At 36.1% G+C, this 22,190-nt stretch carries 22 protein-coding genes; 14 read left to right on the top strand and 8 right to left on the bottom strand.

Annotation, left to right across the window (positions count from 1 at the left end; all coding sequences use genetic code 11):
* Positions 1 to 89: 89 nt before the first annotated feature.
* The 5 genes from MKZ14_RS11725 to MKZ14_RS11705 are packed head-to-tail and all read left to right on the top strand — an operon-like array spanning position 90 to position 3,613.
* Positions 90 to 1,085 carry an ABC transporter substrate-binding protein gene (locus MKZ14_RS11725; RefSeq protein WP_339279883.1) on the top strand — a complete coding sequence of 332 codons (996 nt, stop codon included), beginning with the start codon at positions 90 to 92 and terminating at the stop codon, positions 1,083 to 1,085.
* Position 1,086: 1 nt separating this feature from the next.
* Positions 1,087 to 1,377, top strand: coding sequence for a thiamine-binding protein (locus MKZ14_RS11720; RefSeq protein ID WP_036079281.1), 291 nt, complete (start codon positions 1,087 to 1,089; stop codon positions 1,375 to 1,377).
* A complete protein-coding gene (locus tag MKZ14_RS11715; protein WP_339279882.1) occupies positions 1,377 to 2,150 on the top strand; it encodes an ABC transporter permease in 774 nt (257 codons plus the stop codon). The genes MKZ14_RS11720 and MKZ14_RS11715 overlap by 1 nt, the downstream gene beginning before the upstream one ends.
* A complete protein-coding gene (locus MKZ14_RS11710; RefSeq protein ID WP_339279881.1) occupies positions 2,125 to 2,874 on the top strand; it encodes an ABC transporter ATP-binding protein in 750 nt (249 codons plus the stop codon). The genes MKZ14_RS11715 and MKZ14_RS11710 overlap by 26 nt, the downstream gene beginning before the upstream one ends.
* Positions 2,864 to 3,613 carry a TatD family hydrolase gene (locus MKZ14_RS11705; protein WP_333004387.1) on the top strand — a complete coding sequence of 250 codons (750 nt, stop codon included), beginning with the start codon at positions 2,864 to 2,866 and terminating at the stop codon, positions 3,611 to 3,613. Before MKZ14_RS11710 ends, MKZ14_RS11705 begins: the two co-directional genes overlap by 11 nt.
* Before the next feature lie 26 nt (positions 3,614 to 3,639).
* Here MKZ14_RS11705 and MKZ14_RS11700 read toward each other — a convergent pair whose 3' ends face one another.
* From MKZ14_RS11700 to MKZ14_RS11680, 5 genes are all read right to left on the bottom strand, one after another.
* Complete coding sequence (locus MKZ14_RS11700) at positions 3,640 to 3,816, bottom strand: hypothetical protein (RefSeq protein ID WP_004227938.1); 177 nt, start codon at positions 3,814 to 3,816, stop codon at positions 3,640 to 3,642.
* A 97-nt stretch (positions 3,817 to 3,913) separates the two neighbouring features.
* Complete coding sequence (locus MKZ14_RS11695; protein WP_333004388.1) at positions 3,914 to 5,458, bottom strand: sodium/solute symporter; 1,545 nt, start codon at positions 5,456 to 5,458, stop codon at positions 3,914 to 3,916.
* A gap of 8 nt (positions 5,459 to 5,466) precedes the next feature.
* Positions 5,467 to 5,805, bottom strand: a complete 339-nt coding sequence (locus MKZ14_RS11690) for a DUF485 domain-containing protein (RefSeq protein WP_036079262.1) — start codon at positions 5,803 to 5,805, stop codon at positions 5,467 to 5,469.
* 481 nt (positions 5,806 to 6,286) lie between these two features.
* Positions 6,287 to 7,840 (bottom strand): cation acetate symporter, encoded by a 1,554-nt coding sequence (locus tag MKZ14_RS11685; RefSeq protein WP_016993894.1) that lies wholly within the window; start codon positions 7,838 to 7,840, stop codon positions 6,287 to 6,289.
* Positions 7,841 to 8,176, bottom strand: a complete 336-nt coding sequence (locus MKZ14_RS11680; RefSeq protein WP_004227946.1) for a DUF485 domain-containing protein — start codon at positions 8,174 to 8,176, stop codon at positions 7,841 to 7,843. It lies immediately after the preceding gene.
* A 584-nt stretch (positions 8,177 to 8,760) separates the two neighbouring features.
* On the opposite strand from MKZ14_RS11680, the gene MKZ14_RS11675 reads away from it, so the two are divergent.
* The 5 genes from MKZ14_RS11675 to MKZ14_RS11655 all read left to right on the top strand — a co-directional run bounded on the left by MKZ14_RS11675 (position 8,761) and on the right by MKZ14_RS11655 (position 12,914).
* A complete protein-coding gene (locus MKZ14_RS11675; protein ID WP_115673656.1) occupies positions 8,761 to 9,357 on the top strand; it encodes an SCO family protein in 597 nt (198 codons plus the stop codon).
* Between the two features lie 189 nt (positions 9,358 to 9,546).
* The gene (locus tag MKZ14_RS11670; protein ID WP_054550229.1) at positions 9,547 to 9,882 is read left to right on the top strand and encodes a metalloregulator ArsR/SmtB family transcription factor; all 336 of its coding nucleotides are present in this window, start codon (positions 9,547 to 9,549) and stop codon (positions 9,880 to 9,882) included.
* A gap of 30 nt (positions 9,883 to 9,912) precedes the next feature.
* Positions 9,913 to 10,911 carry an NADP-dependent oxidoreductase gene (locus MKZ14_RS11665; RefSeq protein WP_339279879.1) on the top strand — a complete coding sequence of 333 codons (999 nt, stop codon included), beginning with the start codon at positions 9,913 to 9,915 and terminating at the stop codon, positions 10,909 to 10,911.
* A gap of 326 nt (positions 10,912 to 11,237) precedes the next feature.
* The gene (locus MKZ14_RS11660) at positions 11,238 to 11,780 is read left to right on the top strand and encodes a pyridoxamine 5'-phosphate oxidase family protein (RefSeq protein WP_066036685.1); all 543 of its coding nucleotides are present in this window, start codon (positions 11,238 to 11,240) and stop codon (positions 11,778 to 11,780) included.
* Between the two features lie 471 nt (positions 11,781 to 12,251).
* Positions 12,252 to 12,914 (top strand): hypothetical protein, encoded by a 663-nt coding sequence (locus MKZ14_RS11655; RefSeq protein ID WP_333004337.1) that lies wholly within the window; start codon positions 12,252 to 12,254, stop codon positions 12,912 to 12,914.
* 352 nt (positions 12,915 to 13,266) lie between these two features.
* On the opposite strand, the gene MKZ14_RS11650 is transcribed toward MKZ14_RS11655, so the two are convergent.
* Positions 13,267 to 13,734, bottom strand: a complete 468-nt coding sequence (locus tag MKZ14_RS11650) for a GNAT family N-acetyltransferase (protein ID WP_016995423.1) — start codon at positions 13,732 to 13,734, stop codon at positions 13,267 to 13,269.
* A 395-nt stretch (positions 13,735 to 14,129) separates the two neighbouring features.
* On the opposite strand from MKZ14_RS11650, the gene MKZ14_RS11645 reads away from it, so the two are divergent.
* Positions 14,130 to 14,666 carry an RNA polymerase sigma factor gene (locus tag MKZ14_RS11645; RefSeq protein WP_016995422.1) on the top strand — a complete coding sequence of 179 codons (537 nt, stop codon included), beginning with the start codon at positions 14,130 to 14,132 and terminating at the stop codon, positions 14,664 to 14,666.
* A 1-nt stretch (position 14,667) separates the two neighbouring features.
* A complete protein-coding gene (locus MKZ14_RS11640) occupies positions 14,668 to 16,269 on the top strand; it encodes a DUF4179 domain-containing protein (protein WP_244905032.1) in 1,602 nt (533 codons plus the stop codon).
* A 1,165-nt stretch (positions 16,270 to 17,434) separates the two neighbouring features.
* Here the strand turns inward: MKZ14_RS11640 and MKZ14_RS11635 are convergent.
* Entirely contained in the window at positions 17,435 to 18,394 is a 960-nt protein-coding gene (locus tag MKZ14_RS11635) for a DUF2268 domain-containing putative Zn-dependent protease (RefSeq protein WP_312125310.1), read from the bottom strand.
* Between the two features lie 306 nt (positions 18,395 to 18,700).
* Complete coding sequence (locus tag MKZ14_RS11630) at positions 18,701 to 18,928, bottom strand: hypothetical protein (RefSeq protein ID WP_036079237.1); 228 nt, start codon at positions 18,926 to 18,928, stop codon at positions 18,701 to 18,703.
* Between the two features lie 660 nt (positions 18,929 to 19,588).
* Between MKZ14_RS11630 and MKZ14_RS11625 the strand changes: the two genes are divergently transcribed.
* Both MKZ14_RS11625 and hemL read left to right on the top strand, forming a co-directional pair.
* Positions 19,589 to 20,815 carry a benzoate/H(+) symporter BenE family transporter gene (locus tag MKZ14_RS11625; RefSeq protein ID WP_339279877.1) on the top strand — a complete coding sequence of 409 codons (1,227 nt, stop codon included), beginning with the start codon at positions 19,589 to 19,591 and terminating at the stop codon, positions 20,813 to 20,815.
* Positions 20,816 to 20,841: 26 nt separating this feature from the next.
* Positions 20,842 to 22,134 carry a glutamate-1-semialdehyde 2,1-aminomutase gene (gene hemL / locus MKZ14_RS11620; protein WP_339281017.1) on the top strand — a complete coding sequence of 431 codons (1,293 nt, stop codon included), beginning with the start codon at positions 20,842 to 20,844 and terminating at the stop codon, positions 22,132 to 22,134.
* The last annotated feature ends 56 nt before the right edge of the window (positions 22,135 to 22,190 follow it).

Genomic DNA, 22,190 nt, shown 5'->3' with positions numbered 1-22,190 from the left:
GCAACAGCTTGCCAACATTGTATACGCTTTCTTCTGGTGACAACATTCATTCATGAACACTTTCATATTACAAACTGGGAGGCTTTCGCATGAAAAAATGGTTATTTATTCTATTCGCAGCACTATTGACATTAGTAGGCTGCAGTGACAAGGGTGACAAGCAGGCTGCTGACAAGCTGAAAAAGGTGTCTGTGGTACTGGATTGGACGCCGAATACAAATCATACAGGACTATATGTTGCCAAAAAACTCGGTTATTTTGAGGAACAGGGCTTAGATGTTGATATTATCATGCCTGGTGAGGCGGGTGCAGATCAGCTTGTTGCTTCTGGAAAGGCGGATTTTGGCGTGAGCTATCAGGAAGGCATAACACAGGCACGAGTACAGGATGTGCCGCTGGTCTCAATCGCAGCTATTATACAGCATAATACATCTGGCTTTGCCTCTATTGCTTCAAAGGGCATTAAATCGCCAAAGGATTTTGAAGGAAAAACCTATGGTGGTTGGGGTGCGCCATTAGAGCAAGCCGTTTTACAATCACTAATGCAGACGGAAAATGCAGATATTAACAAGCTAGATATCGTCAATGCAGGCGATTTAGATTTCTTCACAATGATGGAAAAAGATATTGATTTTGCTTGGATTTATTATGCATGGACTGGTATTGAAGCTGAGCTGCGTGGGGAAAAGATCAATATGCTATATCTTACAGATTATAGTGATCAATTAGATTATTATACGCCAGTTTTAGCTACAAATGAAAAAATGATACAGGACAACCCTGATGTTGTGAAAGCCTTTCTGGCAGCTGCATCGAAGGGCTATGAATACGCAATTGAAAACCCAAGTGAAGCGGCTGATATTTTAATCGAAGCAGCTCCTGATTTAGATAAAGCGTTAGTGCATAAAAGTCAGGAGTGGCTGGCCAATAAATACCAGGACGATGCCAAGCAATGGGGAGAGCAAAAGCTTTCTGTGTGGGAAAATTACGCGAAATGGATGTTAAGCAATCAAGTACTAGAGGGCGAATTTGATGCGAAAAAAGCCTTTACTAATGATTTCTTACCTAAAAAGGAGGCCAAATAAGATGGCAAATTCATTAATCAGTGTACAAATCATTCCGAAGACAGAGAAATATGAAGATGTTATACCATATGTCGATGCAGCAATTGCGGTGATCGATGCTTCTGGAGTGAAATATGAGGTACATCCATTGGAAACAACGATGGAGGGTGAGCTGTCAACATTGCTCCAAATCATTGAAAAAATGAATGACAAGATGATTGAGCTTGGTGCCATTAATGTCATTACACAAGTCAAAATTTTATATCAGCCAACGGGTATTACGATGGATACATTAACGGAGAAATATCAGTAATGAAACGTGCATTACAGAAGGGAAGGACGATAATTTTTATCGCCTTCCTCTTATTCATATGGGAACTAATCGTGCGTATGGCTGAAGTTCCACATTGGTTATTACCCGCGCCAAGTAGTATTTTGTCGGAGGCACTCCAGTCATATCATACCTTTCTACCACATGCATTCGCTACGGTGCAATTAGCCCTACTAGGTTTGGCCATTGGCATTGCTTGTGGGCTAACGGTGGCAGTAGTGTTGCATCGGTTTACATTCATTCGGGAGCTGTTTTATCCAATTCTTATTATGTCGCAAAATGTTCCTATTCTTGTCTTGGCACCACTGCTTATTATTTGGTTTGGCTTCGGCTTATTACCGAAGCTTATCATTATTTGTCTTGTGTGCTTTTTCCCGATTGTCATTGCGGCAATGGATGGATTCAGGCAAACAGCACCTGAGTTAAAGCATTATTTTGCTATGGTTGGTGCTACAAAGGCACAAACCTTTTGGAAGCTAGAATGGCCTCATGCCTATCCTGCTATTTTTTCAGGCATTAAAATTGCGGCTACATATAGTGTGATGGGGGCTGTCATTGCGGAGTGGCTTGGTGCAAAAAAGGGTATTGGCGTTTACATGACCCTAGCCCAGTCCTCCTTCCGTACGGATCGCGTATTTGTGGCAATTTTTGCGATTGTTCTCTTGAGCTTACTATTGTTTAGTGGTATTCGTTTGATTGAAAAATTCATGGTGAAGGGGAGAGGCTATCATGCTCAGCATTCAAAACATCGCTAAATCCTTCGATACACTGCAAGTTCTCAATCATCTATCGTTTGACGTCAAGGATGGCGAGTTTGTGGCCATAGTTGGTCCTTCGGGCAGTGGGAAGAGCACACTTTTTCAATTAATTGGTGGTGTTTCGCCAATTGATCAAGGAGCCATTTTATTAAATGGAGAGGATATCCAGCGAAAAAAAGGAACGATTGGCTATATGCCACAGCAGCCATGTCTATTACCCTGGCGTACAATAGTAGAAAACGTCACGCTTGTAGAAGAATTACACAATAAACCGAATGTTGAACGTGCTAAGGAATGGTTGGAAAAAGTTGGTCTTGCCTCCTTTATCCATGCCTACCCGAACGAACTGTCTGGAGGTATGCAGCAGCGTGTGTCCTTTATTCGTGCAATGATCAGTGATAAACCGATTTTATGCTTAGACGAACCATTTTCTGCGTTGGATGAGTTTACTCGACTGGAAATGCAGGCATGGCTTTTATCCATCTGGGAAGAGTACCGTAAATCCATTCTATTTGTTACACATAGCATTGAGGAAGCTCTCTTTTTAGCCGATCGCATACTTGTTTTAACCAAGCGTCCAGCAACCGTTAAAAAGGAAATCATCGTGCCATTTGAGAGACCCCGGAAAGAGGAGATTCGACATTCTGCAGCATTCACAGCGTTAAAGCAACAATTATTTATGTATTTACAGGAGGAAAAGGGTGATATGTATGTTGATTGATGCGCATATTCATTTGGATCAGTACACCGATGAGGAAATTCCCTCCTTATTAGAAGAAGTGAAAGCTGTCATCGCGGTTAGTATGCAACTTGCCTCTTGTGAAAGAACGTTGCGTTTAGCGAACAGCTATCAGCAAGTAAAGGCTGCTTTTGGCTTTCATCCTGAACAGCCTTTACTAAGTCCAAATGATGAGGCAGCTTTATTCGATTGGATTCGTTCGCATCAGGATGACATGGTTGCTATTGGTGAGGTGGGTCTACCTTATTATTTAAGACAAGAGCAAGCGATTGATGAACGTCCCTATGTGGCGCTATTAGAGCGTTTTGTTGTATTGGCGAAGGAGCTGGACAAGCCAATTGTGTTACACGCAGTATATGAGGACGCCCATATTGTGTGTGATTTGCTGGAAAAGCATCAGCTTCACGAAGCCCATTTTCATTGGTTTAAAGGGGATGAAGCTATTGTGAAGCGCATGATAGAGTGTGGTTATTTTATTTCCATTACGCCAGATTGCTTGTACGAAGAGGAAATTCAACAGCTAATTTATGATTATCCGATTGATTTGATGATGGTAGAAACGGATGGTCCTTGGCCGTTTGAGGGACCGTTTACGAAGAAGCGTACATCTCCCTGGATGATGCACTCAACGATTGAGGTGATTGCCTCCATCAAAGGGCTATCAACACAGGAAGTGGCCAAAATTATTACGCAAAACACGAAAACATTTTATCGGCTTTAATAAGAAAAAGCAGTATAGGGTACGAGTTATTCGTCCTTATACTGCTTTTTATATTTCGTATAATCATGCTCTAATTTTTCGTTTTTTGTTTTCGTTAGACGTTCATGTGTACTAAAAGAGATAGATTGTCGATTTTTTTCAACATCTTTACCAACTGTGCGTTTAATGTGCATCCGCTTCTTTTTAGCTTTAGATTGTGACATGAGCATCGCCTCCAATTCATTTTTAATTCTATAGTAGCGAATAGGGAAGAAAAAGTAAAACCTCGTAAGCAAGATACTTACGAGGCTGTCGAGTGTATTAGTGAGATACGTCCTGTACAGAAATACCTGTGTTTGCTTTAACGTCAACTTCACGATACTTCGCATCATCTGTTTCTTTAGAAAGTAATGTGCCGATGAAACCACCAAGGAAACCAAGTGGTACAGAGATTAAGGCTGGGTTCGTTAACATAATTAAAGGATCACCAACGAAAATTGCCTTACCTTCAACTGGATTCCAAACGTTTGGAGACATAGCAACTAATACTAACGCAGAGATTAAACCTGTTAACATCGCAGTAACAGCACCTGCTGTATTAAAGCGTTTCCAATAAATTGTGTAAATAATAACTGGAAGGTTAGCCGATCCTGCAATACAGAATGCTAAAGATACTAAGAATGCAACGTTTAATGTTTGTGCACCAAGTGCTAATAGGATAGAAATAACAGCGATTGTAATCGAACCGATACGAGCTGCAAGAACTTGCTCTTTTTCTGTAATTTTACCCTTTTTGATAATTTGTCCATAAATATCATGAGATAGGGCAGATGCACCAGAAAGTACAAGACCTGCTACTACCGCTAAAATTGTTGCGAATGCTACTGCACAAACGAATGAGAATAGAATGTCGCCACCAAGTGCTTCTGCAAGAAGTGGGGCAGCCATGTTACCAGCAGCGTTTGCTGCGATAATATCTTCTTTCCCAACGAATGCTGCTGCACCGAAGCCTAAGAAAATTGTTAGAATGTAGAAGATACCTACGATCCAAGTAGCCCAAATAACAGATGAACGAGCTGTTTTCGCGTCTTTTACTGTGAAGAAACGCATTAAGATATGTGGAAGACCCGCAGTACCTAATACTAACGCAATTAACATCGAGATTGTATCAAGTCCATTTGTATATTTAAGACCTGGGTTTAAATAAGCAGCGCCACTGTCAGTAACCGTTGTCATTTCTTTAAACATAGTAGAGATACTGAAGCCGAACTCTTTTAATACTAAGAACGAAATAATAACTGTTCCTAACATTAAAAGACAAGCTTTAATAATTTGTACCCAAGATGTTGCTGTCATACCACCGAATAGTACGTAAGTTGTCATCATGAAACCTACGATTAATACAGCGATCCAATAGTCGATTCCTAAAAGTAATTGAATAAGTGCTCCTGCACCAACTAGTTGTGCAATCATGTAGAATAAAACAATTGTAATAGTGCTTAAAGCAGCTGTTCCACGAACTTTGGCGTTATCAAAACGCGCTGTAATCATGTCAGCTAGAGTAAATTTCCCAAGGTTACGTAATGGCTCAGCAACGATATATAATACCACTAAGTAAGCTACTAAATAACCAATAGAGAAGAAGAATCCGTCAAATCCAAATAATGCTACAGCACCAGCGATACCTAGGAAGGATGCAGCTGATAAGTAGTCACCTGCGATAGCTAGTCCATTTTGCCAGCCTGTTAAGCCACCACCAGCAGTGTAGAAATCACTTGCTGAAGATGTACGTTTAGATGCCCACCATGTAATAACTAATGTTAAACCAACAATGGCTACGAAGAAGAATATGGCTGTAAAACTCATTCCGTTACTCATCGGCGGCCACCTCCGTTCTCGTATTCAGCGATTATCGCTTTTGCTTCTCTATCGAAGCTGTTTGCCTTTGCTACATATAAATGACATAACCCCCATGTCATGATGAAAAGACCTGCTGCATAGATCCACACCCAAGTAATTTCCCCAAATGCCTTTTGGTGTAGAATTGTCGTGTACGATGTCAGAATTGGTAACAACATGTATGCCGATAAAAATATGGCAGTCATAGACCAAAGAAAAGAGTTCTTTCTTCGTACAAGAGACTTAAATGATTCTTGGTTTGCAATTGCATCATAGTCAATCACGATACCTTTTTTTGCTTGATTGTTCGCCATTAACATTCCCCATTTTGTGTATATTTTTTCTACCTCAAGACTTGATTTTGCTAGTTTAGTGAATTCACATTTTCATTTTATGAAACAGTTCACAAAATTGCAATACATTTCAGAAAAATTATGTAAAAAAAATTTTTCGGAAAATACTCCTAGAAGAGAAAAAATGGCGCAAACTCAAGAATAGAAAGGGTTTTAGAAAATTCAGATAAATAAATGAAGTGAAGAGAAATCTAGATTCTTGACAAAAAATGAAGGGTAAATTTACAAAAAAATCTTGTTTTTTCAATCGAAAATAAACACTATTTACCTAGTGAAAATTGGATTTTTTCTGTTTTTTGGAAGTGAAATAATATTGTTCGATAAATAAATTGGTAGATATTGAATAACAAAAAAGGCGAAAAACTCGACCAAAAATCGAATTTTTTGCCTATTTTTTTGCATTTTTTGAATTAGAATTCATTATGCAGGAGGTGTATAAATATTAATGTGAAATATCAGAGACAGACACACCTGTATTTGCTTTCACACGAATTTCTTTATAAATACGTTCTGCCTCTTCCTGTGGCACTTTGTTAGATGAAAGGACAGTACCTAAGTATCCAGCAATAAAGCCTAATGGAATCGTAATAATTGCAGGAACAGCAAGTGGCACAAGTGGTTGTCCAACAAAGATAGCCGCACCTTCAACAGGGCTCCACACATTTGGTCCCATTGCTCCTAAAATTAAACATGAAACTAGCCCCGTTACCATCGCAGTTACAGCACCTGTAGAATTAAATTTCTTCCAATAGATTGTATAAAGGATCACAGGTAAGTTTGCTGATGCACCGATACAAAAGGCGAATGATACTAGGAATGAAACATTTAAACTTTGTGCAAACAGAGCAAGAATAATAGAGACAATTGCAATCGAAATAGAGCCTGTACGTGCTGCTACTACCTGTTGCTTCTCTGTTAATTTACCGCCTTTAATGATTTCTCCATAAATATCATGAGAAATGGCAGACGCCCCTGTCAGTACTAAACCAGAAACAACGGCTAAAATTGTCGCAAATGCTACTGCCCCGATAAATGCCATCAATACATCTCCACCTAAGTAATGCGCAAGAAGTGGAGCAGCTGTATTACCAGCCTTACTTTCAGCAAGAATTTGATCTAAACCTACAAAGTTTAATGCACCGAACCCTAAGAAAATTGTTAATGAGAAGAAAATAGCTGTAATCCAAGTTGTCCAAGAAATAGAGGCACGTGCTGTCTTTGCATCCTTTACTGTAAAGAAACGCATTAAAATATGTGGTAAACCAGATGTTCCTAAAACTAAAGCCATCATCATCGAAACAGAGTCGATTGTACTTGTGTACTTTATTCCAGGAACAAGGAATTTTTCGCCATGATCTACTGCAATTGTGTCGAACATCTTCATAAGAGAGAAGTCAAATTTCATTAGCACTAATACCGCTAAAAGACCCGTCCCGAATAATAATAGACTTGCTTTAATGATTTGCACCCAAGAAGTCGCTGTCATACCACCAAACAATACATAAGTTGTCATCATAACACCGACAATTAAAACGGCAATCCAATACTCAATGCCAAATAATAGCTTAATTAATGCACCAGCACCGACTAGCTGTGCAATCATATAAAGAATAACGATAATAATTGTACCAGACGCTGCCACGCCACGAATTCGTTTTTCATTGAATCGAGCCGTTAACATATCTGCCAATGTATAACGTCCTAAGTTTCGCATTGGCTCAGCAATGACATAAAGCAGTACTAAATTCGCTACTACATAGCCTACAGAGAAGAAGAAACCATCAAAGCCAGTTAGGGCAATTGCACCAGACACCCCAAGAAAGGCTGCCGCAGATAAATAGTCACCAGCAATCGCAAAGCCGTTTTGCCACCCCTTTAATCCACCACCAGCTGTGTAAAAATCAGCCGCAGAGGATGTGCGCTTTGCTGCAATATAGGTAACAACAAGTGTTAAGCCAACAATAGCTAAAAAGAAACCTATGGATACGATGTTCATTTATTTTCCACCTTTCGCCTGATACTCTGCTAGCACTGCAGCTGCAGCTTTATCGAATGAAGCAGCTTTTTTTACATATACTGTACAAAGCACAATGGTCATGATAAATAATCCTGCAGAATAGACCCATACACCCGTAATATTTCCGAAGAATTTTTGTTGTAGTACAGGCTGGAAAGCAAGAATCGGAAGCAGGATATAAAGAATTAAAAACACTGCGGTAATCGAGAAAAGAAAGGTATTTTTCTTTTTTACAAAGCTATTAAACGATTCCATTGCTTCAATTGCATGATAATCAATTGATTGGGCCTGTTTTTTGCTTGAAACATTCGCCATTATTATTCCCCCTAAAGTTATATATTTCTGTTTTAAACGACATATTTCTTTTTCGTTCGTCGTTATATTCACTTATTTTATGGGGGAGAATCCTATAATGCAATACTAAATTTTGAGTTTTTATAATTTTTAGTCACTTCTGTTTTGTGGAAATAACATAGAAATAATAAGGATTTATTAGAAAAATTCTGTTTAAAAGAGCGTGCGGTTTTCTGGTGAAATAATATTGTTAAAATAGTTTGTTGTTGATTAAAATGAATGTAGGAGAAAATACAAACATAAAAGAGAATTTTCTGTATTTTATTATTCTGCTATTAAATTCCATGGGAGCTTGTTAAGTAGAAATAATTTGTTATATAACAATTATCTGAGATTTTGGGAAATAACGAAAATGATAAAAAAAGCTATGAAAAAATTTTTAAAAAGGATGTGTCATTTGGAAGAATTAGTGAGGTGGAATTCCAGAATCAGTTAATGTTCACATGTTATACAAATAGCCATCTGGGTGTAAGTCCATTATCTTGTGTTTAGCTTCTATAATGAATAAAATAAGGTGATGAAATGAAGGGAAGTGGGCACCACTAATGACAAAGAAAAGTATATTGCTAGTTTTAGTTCTAGCATTTAGTAGCATTCTAGCTGCTTGCGGTAGTTACAAGTTTGAACCAACATTAAATCTCGAGGTTCAAGATTTCACAGTAACAAATCAAAAAAATGAACAAGTGACCCTAGATGATCTTAAAGGTAAGCCTTGGCTAGCCATGTTTATTTTTACAAACTGTACGACAATCTGTCCACCCATGACATTTAATATGACAGAAGTTCAACAAGCACTACAGGATGAAGGCCTTGAAGATTATCAAATTGTGGCATTTAGCGTCGATCCAGAAGTGGATAAGCCTGAGGTTTTAACAAATTACTTAAATACGTATAATGTTGTAGATGAAAGCAAATGGCAGCTACTAACTGGCTATCAACAAAAATTCATTGAACAATTTGCACGTAAATCATTTAATTCATTAGTTAAAAACGATCCTAACTCAGACCAAGTCATACATATGTCGAGCTATTATTTAGTAAACGCAGACGGCACAGTTGTAAAAGACTATGATGGCGCGACAAACGTACCAGTTGAAACAATCGTTGGAGATATGAAGGCTCTTATTAAGGAGAGCAAATAACACAGAAGTCCATGTGACTTCTGTGTTTTTTTATGGAAAGAGGGGAAAGTAAGGTGTACGCCTTTAAAAATCATTCGTCTCGATTTACTTTCCCAATATTGCAGCGAATACGGCAATATTATATCGTTATATGCAGCAATGGTTCATTAACTTAAACTATTCAACAGATTAGTAAGAGGAGGGATTTTAATGAATAAACAGGACCAGCTTAACTTGATTAAGGACGACTTTATAAATTCTCAAAAGGTACTATTAGCAATTGGTGATGAAACCAGACAAGCTATTTTAATGGTATTAATGAGCACAGATTGTCAAACGGGATTGCGTGTAGGTGAAATCACGGAACAAACACATCTTTCTCGACCAGCTGTGTCACATCATCTTAAAATTTTGAGAGATGCTGGTGTTATTTTAATGCGCAAAGAAGGTACAAAAAACTTTTACTATATAGATATACGGACAAAACTAGGTTCGTTAAAAAATCTGGTGTTGGATATTGAGACGTTGTTAACGGAATTTTATTGACAATTAGTAGGTTATCTGGAGGAATGAACGATGAAAGCAATGGTGATAGATCAATATGGCAAAGCCCCAATGCACATGGCAGAAGTGCCTACACCTGAAATAAATGAATATGAGGTACTTGCTGAAATCCATGCAGCAAGTATTAATCCGATTGATTTTAAAATCCGTGATGGGAAAGTAAAGCTGTTAATCCACTATAAAATGCCACTGATCCTTGGAAATGATTTTTCAGGGGTCGTCGTAAAGGTTGGCGAAAAAGTGACGCGCTTTAAAGTAGGAGATGAAATTTATGCACGTCCAAGGAAGAGTAAAATTGGTACTTTTGCGGAATATATCTCGATTCATGAAGATGACATAGCCCTAAAGCCTAAAAATTTGAGCTTTGAGGAAGCTGCATCAATCCCACTGGTTGGCTTAACGTCATACCAAGCTTTACATGACATCATGCAATTACAAAAAGGTCAAAAGATTTTAATTCATGCTGGCTCTGGTGGTGTAGGTACCTTTGCTATACAACTAGCAAAAGTAATGGGCGCCTCAGTGGCAACAACGGCTAGCGAAGCTGGTGCAAACTTAGTTACATCTTTGGGTGCAGATAAAGTGATTAATTATAAGAAAGAAAACTTTGAAGCTATACTGAAAAATTATGATGCAGTCTTTGATACGCTTGGAGGAAAGACCTTAGAAAAATCTTTCGAGATTATCAAGGATGGTGGAAAAATTGTCTCCGTATCAGGCACGCCGAATGCTCGTTTCGCCAAAGAATATGGTTCAGGATTTTTCAAAACATTATTATTTTCAGCAGCAAGTCATAAACTGACCTCACTTGAAAAGAAATATCATGCTCAATATTCCTTCTTATTTATGAAACCAAGTGGCGATCAATTACGCATAATCGCCGATTTAATTGAATCTGGTAAAATCAAACCAGTCATTGATAGAACTTTTTCATTTGAAGATGCTCAAAAGGCGATGGAATATGCGGAGTCAGGTAGAGCAAAGGGGAAGATTATCGTAAAAATGAAATAGTCTTTATATTGTATTTTGTTTGTAATAACCGCAAACCTCAAGGCTTCTCCTTTTATAGGATAGATGTAGCCCAATATTGAGATGAGCGATGGTTCACCACTTGCGTTCTTTGAAGGTAAATATAGCAAAGTTAGTCAGCCAATAAGTTTATAATTACCTATCTCCTAAACAATAGAAACCATCGTTTGAGCATTATTTGTTCGAACGGTGGTTTTGTCTTTGGTTCAAGTTGGAAAATGGATTGCTTAATTGCTGTAATTATGGACGTTTTTATTCAATCCAAAGGTTGATAAAATCACATCATACTACAAGTAGGAGTGATATCAATGGATAAGGTACGTTATAAAGTAAGAGAAGTGTTGGATAAGAACAAAATTGAGGCATTTTTGCAGCAAGCTCGCATTGGGCATTTGGGTATGGCTGATGGTCATTTGCCGTATGTTGTCCCCCTTAATTTTGTGTGGACAAATGGAGTGCTTTATTTCCATGGAGCCACTGGCGGGAGACGAAATCAAGTGATGGAAGAGAATCCAGAGGTTTGCTTTACGGTTTGTGATGAATATGGAACCATTACAAATCCAGTACCTGCAAAGACGGACACGGCTTATATGAGTGTCATGGTTTTTGGCAAGGCTCAGCCTATTTTCGATTTGGATGAAGCGACACACATGTTGCAAGAGATGATAAATAAATATGTACCTGGTTACTATAATCGCCCCTTATCCCAGCAACACGTGGACAAATATCGATCAGCCGTTTTCGGAGGGCCTGTTCAAGTTTACCGTATTGATCCTCAACATATTACCGCTAAAGAAAATCCAATTGCCTTAGGGGAGATGTTCAATATTGAGAAAATCCCACATACATAGTATTGGTTTTCAGAAATTAGTACATCAAATCACTGCAAGCACCACTAACTCTAGTCAGATGTAGCTTTGGAATAAAGATGGATTAACAAATAGCTCTAATCTTATTTAATAGCAACATCAAAAACTCCATTTTGAAAAATTGATCAAAATGGAGTTACTCTCTTTAGATAAGTATGAGATTTTTATAAAAAAGTTTGATCATTTTTCAGCTATGTTGTTCCACAATTGCGCCCTATTATTGAAGAATAAGCTATTGCATGATGTCCTCATATTGTTCCGTAAGCGCTACTCGGATTTGAGTAGCGTATTTTTAGCCAGAAATCATTGCCCCAAACTTTAAGCAAATCATAAATTTTACGTTTTTAAATTCGTTTTTGATTTTAATACCCAAAAATCCCCTTAATCAATTTGAATAAATACCAGTAATTTTCTCATATTATGACTATAGCTAAAAAGGAGCTGTTAAATAAAATGAGAAAAAACCACTTGATCAAAATATTCGTATTTCTAGTCTGTGTTTCTGTAGTAGTTCTGTCTGCTTCTTTTGTCAAAGAATCTCATTCATTCGCAAATGAGATTAAAAAAGTTCAAACCGAAACTCTTGGCATCAGTAAAGAAGAATTAAAACGCTCTAAGTTGGTGGATAATATTAGTAAAGAATTAAAGAAAGAAAACTTACAATTTACATTACAACACGGGGAATTAGACAGTACACCTGTTGAATTCACAGTAAAATTTCCTATTGAACAAAAAGTAGATAAAACTTTAAAAGATAAGGTACAGAGTGTAGCTTCTAGTGTAATAAAGAAAAACAAATTTAACCCAGAGCAAATTAAAATCAATGTAATCAATGTTCTTTCTGAAACGCAAGATTTTAAATCTAGAGTAGACGATTTAGGTGGTCAGATTGGGCTTAAATTAATTGAAAATAACTACAAAACATTTGCGATAGAACCTAATGCTATATCTGAAAAAGAAGCTAAAATACTTATTAAATTACCTGTTGAAAATCTCGATGAAAGTACTAAGATGAAAATCCAAAAGATAGCTACAAATGTTATACAAGAGCACAATTTTGATCTATCAGAATTTACGATTAATGTTCAAGGATATTTAGAAGGTCAAACATATTAAATTTACATTTCCAAATGGTATTCCATTACTTTTTTAAAACCGGTTTTCAAAATAAATTTCATTTGTAAAATCGATACAATAAACCGTGTTATTAACTGTTTTTATTGTTTCGCCTTCTATTTCAGTTCGAAAAATTCTTTCATAACAAACAGGGCAAGAACCCTACATATAGCTTTCTTTTTTTCCAAGTTAGCCATTCACCTTACTGCACAATATCTTTCAAGTATGCAAAACCGCTTTTAAAGATGTTAACTAAAAAGACACAAATCCTTTTATAAGAATTGCGCCCGATTGTAGAAGGTTGTGATTCAACTAAAGCCCTCGTTACTTCCATATAACAAATTACTAAATGTCAGTTGATAGTTTTGAGCATATTTATTCCCGCTATTTCAAATCCGAGTTCCTCATATAGTTTCCTAGCCCCTTCATTACTTCCAAAAACATGAAGTTTGAAGTAATAAATTTCTTCCCGTTCTAACCACTCCTCAACATTTTTCATCACTCTAGTCCCGAAACCTTTACCTCTGTATTCTTCAAAAATAAAAATCTCATAAAGAAATGCACTTTTCTTTTCCTTTTCAACCTTTAACCAAACAAATCCAATTAACGAATCATCTTCATATATATTATATAAATGATGATTAGAGGTTTCTATTCCTTGAGGAAGTAGATTATATAACTGTTTACGTGCTTTTGAAAGCGGATCTTCGCTACTTACCTCATGGACATATTCTGATTGAACTTTGCTATATCTCTCTACCTTATCTTCTAAATAAATTGTAAATTCTTTTTCTGACATTTTCTTTAAGACAATATCCATTTTAATCTCCTATTTTGAATGACTTGTAAAAAAATTGATACACTGAACTGTTCAGTAAATTTATGTGAACTTTCTACAAATATATCTATATTTTAACATTCATACTAATTTATTTGTGTAGTATTACTCCACAATCTGGCCCTTTAATGATAACGAGCACTGATTCTTATTACAGAATCGCGCCCGATTGCTGAATATCAAGTCGGTGATTTGTCTTTTGCTTGTTAAAGTAAGCACGCCGTTAGTTAAAGAAGATTTATAATTAAAATAAGTGTTTTTGAATAGATAAGGTGCTTTCTCCATCAAATTCGAAGGCAGATGATCCATTTGAAAAAATGAACTATTTATAATGCTAAATTGTTACTTGTGTAGAAAACGGAAAAGGAGGTGGGAATATGGAACAAATTAGCGATGAAAGGGTCTTGTTTCAAACATATTATAAGGACGTCTTCAGAGCTTGCTATTACATGCTTCAAAATAAATACGATGCAGAGGACCTTTGTCAGGATGTATTTGCAAAAGCTTTGAGTGAAGATTTCCAATCTATACAAAATCAAAAATCTTGGTTACTTAGTATTTCTATGAATATGTCTCGAAATTACTTAAAGAAAATGAAAAGACTGCTATTAAAAGAAAATTTTGAATTCCTATCATTGATGCGAGTTGACAAATCCCAAAATATTGAGCGTACAATACAGCTCAATGAAAATAAAAGTGAGTTAGTCGGCTTAATGAACAAATTGCCTATTCGTATACGAAAGGTAATGATATTGAAATATGTGCATGACTGTAAAGATAGAGAAATCGCTGAAATTCTAAAAATCCCTGAGGGAATGGTTAAATCGAGGCTTTTTAAAGGTAAAAAATTAACGAAAGAGTTTATCCAAATAGATGAAAATTTGTTATTTGAATGGAGGGATCATCGTGAATAATATGGACGATTTAATAAAAGAAAAAGTGAAGTACGATCAAGTAGATTATCCTAATGAGAATGAAATGTGGAGTAAAATCATCCGTAAACAACAAAATCAAAATTATAAAACTAAAAAACATAGCTATAAACCACAAGTTATATTAACCGCCATTATGTTCACAATTGTTTTATCAGCCACACCTGTATTTGCTAAATATACAACAGAAATCTTGGACTGGATGCGAAATATGAATAGAACAGGCATTATTACTTCTTTAGAAAATGGCTTTGGACAGGAAGTCAATAAAACTGTAGAAAACGAAGCTGGTGTATTAAATATCCATAATGTAATTTCAGATCAAAATGGTACTACTATTAACTTTAGCTTAGATATTGATCATGATTATCCAATCGATGCAGCAGATTTCGAACAAGCATCACTCAAAATAAATGACGAAAAAGAAATAAAGTTGGAGGCTAACGCAGTATATAATCAGGAAACGGATCAATTAGTAGGGATTCTACATACAGATGAGGGAATCCCGCACAACAGCAATGTTACACTTCAACTTGGAGGTGTAAAGGAGACACAGTTGAAAAGTGTAGAGTTAAAAGATGTGGTTCAATCGAACGCGTTCCCTGAAAAGATTACTATAAATCAAGATGGAATATCACATATAGAATTCACTTCAAATGGATATCAAAACGGGCAATATACATTGGATTATCTTATCGATCTGGAGGAGTCCAATAACATAGAAAACGCATATTTATCTTATAAAATTCAAGGTGAAAACATTGCGAGTTTTGGCGTTACTCATAAACGTCCAAAACCAAATGTCATTAAAAGTAGTGATTCACTAGAAATTCAAAAAGAAGTGGTAGAAAAATTAGGGGTATTTTTAAGTTATACTGATACAGTAAGTTATAAACCAGATACGTGGAGCCTGGATTTCCAATACAATCAGGATCTTGCTAAAAAATCTACATTTGTTATGGATATAGACGAAACAATTGAGATAGGCTCTCAGCAACTTCAATTTAACGAGCTTGTTATTACACCGAGTGAGGTAAAGCTTTATTTTGATGAAAAATATATAGATTCTAATTCTAATATAGCTCATTTCAACTATCGTCAGTTTAAATTACGAATTGGTGAGCAGGAATTATCGGGAAATAATTTTAAAGATTATATTTCTTTTGAAACAATGGGGCTGATAAAGGATATTACGAATAAAGAAATTTCTCTTACTTTAAATGATGCGAAGATTTCTTATGAAGCTGGAAAGCAAGACAAAGTAGAGCTAAGAAATATTTCTGAAGTTCCAAAGACTCTAAATGCAGAATTAAACGGGTATCCAATTGATATTACCTACTATACGAAAGGTAATGATTTAATTGTTGAATCAGAAAGTAAGAACGAGCAATTTGGAGGTATTACACAAAATGTTATTTATGAGAATGGCAAAAGAATCTTTGCTGAAACTCGTTCTAATGACGGAGTGTTAAGAACACACAAACAAGTAGAAACATTTAAAAATATAAAAGAAAAAGATATTACATTAAACTTCTTCCTTTATACTGTCAATGAGGATCGAGCGAAAACTATTGTTTTACAGTAAATCGTTTGCAGTATAACTTCTTTCAGCAAATGTTTTATGTAACGTAAGTGAAACGGCAGTGACAAATGTTTTATGTAAGTCTTTTCGTAGCGACAGTACACAACTTCTTGGTGTTTTAACTGTAAGTCATCTAAAGGTAACGCTACTTGAAGGCACATGATAATAAAAGAATAATTCATTTGAGTATAAAAAAAGCGTGTTTTGATTAATTCAAAATACGCTTTACTATTTCTTTGGTTGTTGTTTTCGAAAAGATAATTGCTTTTCAACGCTTAACGCATCTAAACGAACGATTTTTGTTTGCTCTGCTTGTGTTTATGTATCGTAAGCTTTGCCTCAAAAAGCTTTCCACGACCGCTAAATACAATACATCTACATCTAATTGAGGAATTTCCTCTTTAATTTGACTGTTCAACAAACCATCAGAATAGGTGCATTTGTTGTAATCAATATTCAGCTAGGATTAACTAAAAACGAGATAAATAAAAACACCTTTCGTTATAAAAAGGTATTGAATAATCAATGAGGATGTATCTATAGGGACAAAAGTATGTTACAAACTATATGGCCCTTTCATGAAAAAAGACGCATTCTTAATTAAAGAATTGCGCCCGATTGTTGAAGATCGGTTTTTCAATTAAATGCCCTATAATTTTCTTCGTTTGTTTTTCAAATCATTTATTTTAATAACACCATAATAAACAATCCAAAATAAGAGAATTATAAATACAGAATAATTCTTTTTACTTTCAGGCAATAAAATTAAAGTTACAATATATATAAGAACACTAGGAACAAGTAATACCCAATACAATTTTCGTCTATTCATTTAAAATCACTTCTCCTCCAAGACAATCTATTGACAGTATAGTTCTCGCACAAACAACCCTAATAAAGGAATTTTAAATATATTATACCATTAACAAAAAAGCTCCCAAAGCGTCCTTTGGTGACCTAATTGTTATTCAACAATCTGGCCCTTTTCATGAAGAAAGACGCTTTCCTAATTTCAGAAAAGTGCCCGATTGTTGAAGATCGTTTTTGAACTAAAGCACCTGGTTAGTTCAATAAGAAAAAAAGAGCTGCATACGCAACTCAATTATTTTTAACTAATTCTTAATATATATTTACCCCTATAATATATGTCAATTCATTCATAGATTTGTTATTTATAGTTTTCAAGATAGTTTCCTTTTTCAAAAATTTCTTTTGCACTTAAGGCAGTCCATTCCTCTGGAGTTTTATCAGGATTTAAGTCAAGATAGGATTTAACCATCTTGTAACCTTCACTATAGCCGTAAGATATCGGCAACCCTTTTCCGCCATTTAAAATTTCTAAACTACGATTACTGTCATAATTTTTTAAATCAGGTTTAACTTTAGACCACAAAACCTTGTTGTAAGTCAAGTAAATCGGAGTATAGTCGTAGACAGGATATACAGATTTTTCAAACATGACCGCTTTTCCTTCAAAAACCATATTATCCAAAACAGAAAACCTGTCCCCATTGGCATGCTTTTCCGCCCAAACACTGTGATGGTATTCGTGGGCAACGATTGACTTTAAAGCATCCCCCAAACCATTTAGATTAAGTGGGATAATAATTTTGCCCGCCCCTACTGCGAATGCCCCCCTATTATTGGTAGAGGAAGGGAATACACAAACTGCTACATCACTTTGAGAGGGTAGGAGGTCAGCTGATTTCAAAAGGGATTCTTGTATAAGTTGATTGATTTCTGCTTTACGAGTCTCCATTTTTTCACTTACCACTTCTATTTCTGTTAACCCATTAGGAATCGTATTAAGAAGGTTTTCTGCCATATGAAGGTATTCTCCATTTTCAAAACAATCTTGATATATGGGTTGAATAATCTCATTATTATACAGTTCTAAGGTTTCCGAGGTTGAAAGATTCGGATTATCTTTGACCTTTTCAATATACGGATAAAACAGTTGATTGGCATAAATGATTTTGTATTTTTGTTTGGTTTGAGGGTGCTCAAATGAGAACACCATTTCTTTGTCAAGTATTTTTTGCTCTTTTTCTGTTTTTGTACAAGAAGTAAGGGTTAGACATGAAATTATTAGAATAAAAACAACAACAATTTTTAGATATTTTTTCAAAAAAATCCCCCTTATGTAAAAAAGACTATTTGTAAATAATATTACCATATTTTAGTCCCTTTTCGTCTATCAATTCTTGAACTAAACTGCCCCGTTAGTTTAAGTGAAAAGCTTCAAAATCTTTTACTCAATAATTCAACAATAATGTCCAATTTTATTGAAAAGGTTTATCAATAATCTGGCCCTTTAATTAAAAAAAGCGCTGATTCTTGTTCCAGAATCGCGCCCGATTGTGGAAGATTATAAGCATAATTCTTGCTAAACTAAAGCATCCCGTTAGTTCAACAGCAAAAGTTTATTAATTCTTTATTTTCCTTTATGTAAAAACTTCAAATAAAGCAAGAAGGAAAATAACAATACTATTGCATAAAACCAAATTGAACGATACCAAGCATTTTTAAATTCTATCCAAAAACCCCTTCCACCTAGTTCTGGAGGCAAAGCTGAATAAATTGAAACTTCAATATATAGCATTAAACTGAAAAATAAGAATAAAGGAAGAAAAAATACCCACACCAAAAGATTGGATTTCATAAAAGTCCCCTTTCTATTTCACAAAACTATTAATAACAGTAGAGAATTTATAAGTTTAACGTTTGTATTTAGATGAAAGTTCCAATATAAAAAGGAGATGGTACTTCAACTAACCTGCACCATTAGTTTAAGTAATCTTCACAATCTTCGCGTCCAATAATTATTGTATTTTATTCTATTAAATGGCCCGTTTGTTGACAAAAAAATCCTGCATTTCAACACAGGATTTTTATCAAACTTAATATGAATGATCAATGTTTGTTTTTAACGATTAGTCATTTTTATAAAACTACACTATAGGGATAGTGGTTATTTTATTATACCTAATTTTATGGACTGCTCAAATTCGCAGTTTTGGATGTTTTTTATCAATCCGTATTACGTTATGCTAAGACCGTTCATTTATTAGCAAGGAGGGGAAGTGCTACTGTTTAGTTCAGGTAGATTGACATTTTATCAAATAGCGGCAAGTAAATTGTTACTGGGAATCAAGCAAATTGAAATTTTTTCTGGAAGGTCACGTTACATAAAGAGGGCTAATGACAATAGGAAAACGACATTCCATATAGGAAGGGAACAGTTCTTAAAGGACGCGAATACGTGCTGAATTCCTAGTATGAAGAAGTGATTAAAATAATTTGTAGAAAGGTAGGAAAGTGTATGAACTCAACATCCGTTTCACTGAATGTACGTGATTTCCTGTCGCCCACCATCGCTGCTTTTATATCTGTCTTAGTTAACTATGGGGGCACTTTTATCTTGGTGTTTCAGGCTGCAAAGGTTGCCGGTCTAAGTCCAGAAATGACTGCATCATGGATATGGTCGATTTCCATTGGTGTGGGGGTAACGGGTATCTGGCTAAGTTACCGGTATCGTGAACCCATTATTACAGCTTGGTCAACACCAGGCGTGGCGTTTCTTGTTTCGGCTTTAGCTGTTACCCCATATGCTGAAGCCATTGGAGCTTATATTATTTCTGCAATAGCATTTGTTTTGTTAGGTTTATCAGGCATGTTCGAACGTTTTGTCCAACTTATTCCTCCAGGTATTGCTTCAGGTCTACTGGCAGGTATTTTATTACAATTTGGTATTTCAGCCTTTGGTGGTGCGAAAGTGGAACCTTTACTTGTCATCGTCCTGTTTACTACGTATATCGTACTAAGAAGGTTTACATCTCGCTATGCAATTGTCGGTATTCTAGTCATTGGCTTGATTTATTTAATAAGTATGGGGCAGGTAGATTTCAGCCATATCGAGTTAGCCTTCGCGTCTCCTGTATTTGTTGCGCCAACGTTTTCTCTACATGCATTATTGGGTGTCGCTTTGCCGCTTTTTATTATTACCTTAACAGGACAGTACATGCCAGGCATGTTAGTGTTGCGAAATGATGGATTTAAAACGAGTGCCAATCCGATTTTGATTGTAACAGGATTGGGATCACTCCTGACAGCACCCTTTGGATCGCATGCTTTTAACATAGCAGCAATTACAGCAGCCATCTGTACGGGCAAGGACGCTCATGAGGATTCAAGAAAACGTTATATTGCAGGTATTGTTTGTGGCATTTTTTATATAATTGTCGGAATTTTTGGGGTAACATTGGCTGCATTGTTTTTAATTCTCCCAGCTACGTTCATTGCAACATTAGCGGGATTAGCGTTGCTAGGCACAATTGGTAGTAGCCTTGCCAATGCTTTAACAAATCCTATTGGACGCGAAACAGCACTCATTACTTTTTTGGCAACAGCCGCAAATGTTACTTTACTTGGAGTTGGCGGGGCATTTTGGGGGCTTGTAGCTGGTTTGGGCGCACATTTATTAATGAATGTTCCATTGCTCAGAAAACAGCAAAGCATAAACGAGGGACAACAATTTAGACAAAGATAATATCACTGCGAAAGGTGGTTTTTAACATCGATAGTACGAAATCAATAGAAGCCTTTGAAATAGCAAAAAAACTTATGCCTGGTGGGGTAAATAGCCCAGTGAGAGCATTTCAATCAGTTGGGATGGAGCCAATTTTTATAAGTCATGGGAAAGGCTCGAACATATATGATATTGATGGCAATCGCTATATAGATTATGTTCTATCTTGGGGACCATTAATTCATGGACATGCAGATAAGGAAGTTTCAGATGCACTTCTTGAAGCCATTTACAGGGGGACAAGTTTTGGCTTGCCAACTTTACTAGAAAATAAGCTAGCCACATTAATATCGACTCGCATTCCTTCCATAGAGAAGATTCGAATGGTGAATTCTGGTACAGAAGCGACAATGAGTGCCATTAGACTAGCTAGAGGCTTTACTGGCAAAGACATGATTGTGAAATTTGATGGAAACTATCATGGACACAGTGATCATCTATTAGTAAAGGCAGGCTCAGGAATTGCTACCTTCAGCCTTCCTGATAGTCTGGGTGTACCTGTAGAGATCACTAAGCATACAATCTCCATTCCTTATAATAATATTGAAGTCCTGAAAAAGATCTTTGATAAATATGGCCCACAAATTGCAGCAGTCATCGTAGAACCGTTTGCAGGCAATATGGCGGGAATACCAGCTAACCCTGAATTTCTTCAAGCAATACGTTCTTTCACTACAAAATATGGTGGACTATTTATACTTGATGAGGTCATGACTGGTTTTCGTATAGATTACCACTCTGCTCAAGGGCTTTATGACATAAAACCAGACTTAACATGTTTAGGCAAGATCATTGGCGGGGGGATGCCTGTTGGAGCATATGGTGGAAGAAAAGAAATCATGAATCACATTGCACCTGAAGGTAGTATTTATCAGGCTGGAACCTTATCGGGTAATCCAATCGCTATGGTAGCAGGGTATACCACAATCAATAAATTAAATCATAACAGTTATACGTATATCGAAGCGTTAGCAGAGCGGCTTATTCAAGGCTTATCAAAAGTAGCTCATAACAATCATATTCCACTTAAAACAACGAAAGCTGGGACAATGATTGGCTACGCATTCATCGATCATCCCTTACAAAATTTTGATGATGCTCAAAAAATAGATGCTGAGATGTTTCGCCGTTTTTATAAAGAAATGCTTAAACAGGGTATACTTCTACCTCCTTCTCAATATGAAAGCATATTTATCTCGACTGCTCATTCCATACATGATATTGATAGAACGATTCATGCTGCGGATGTAGCCTTTAAAAGGATGTTATCATGTAATTAGATGATGGAAAGTGGACTACAAACATCCTATATCTATAAAATGATCGATTTGATAGT

The organism is Lysinibacillus sp. FSL P2-0066, from assembly GCF_037969495.1.
GTDB lineage: Bacteria > Bacillota > Bacilli > Bacillales_A > Planococcaceae > Lysinibacillus > Lysinibacillus boronitolerans.
Note: the sequence above shows the minus strand (reverse complement) of the source record. Positions and strands in the feature narration are given on the sequence as shown.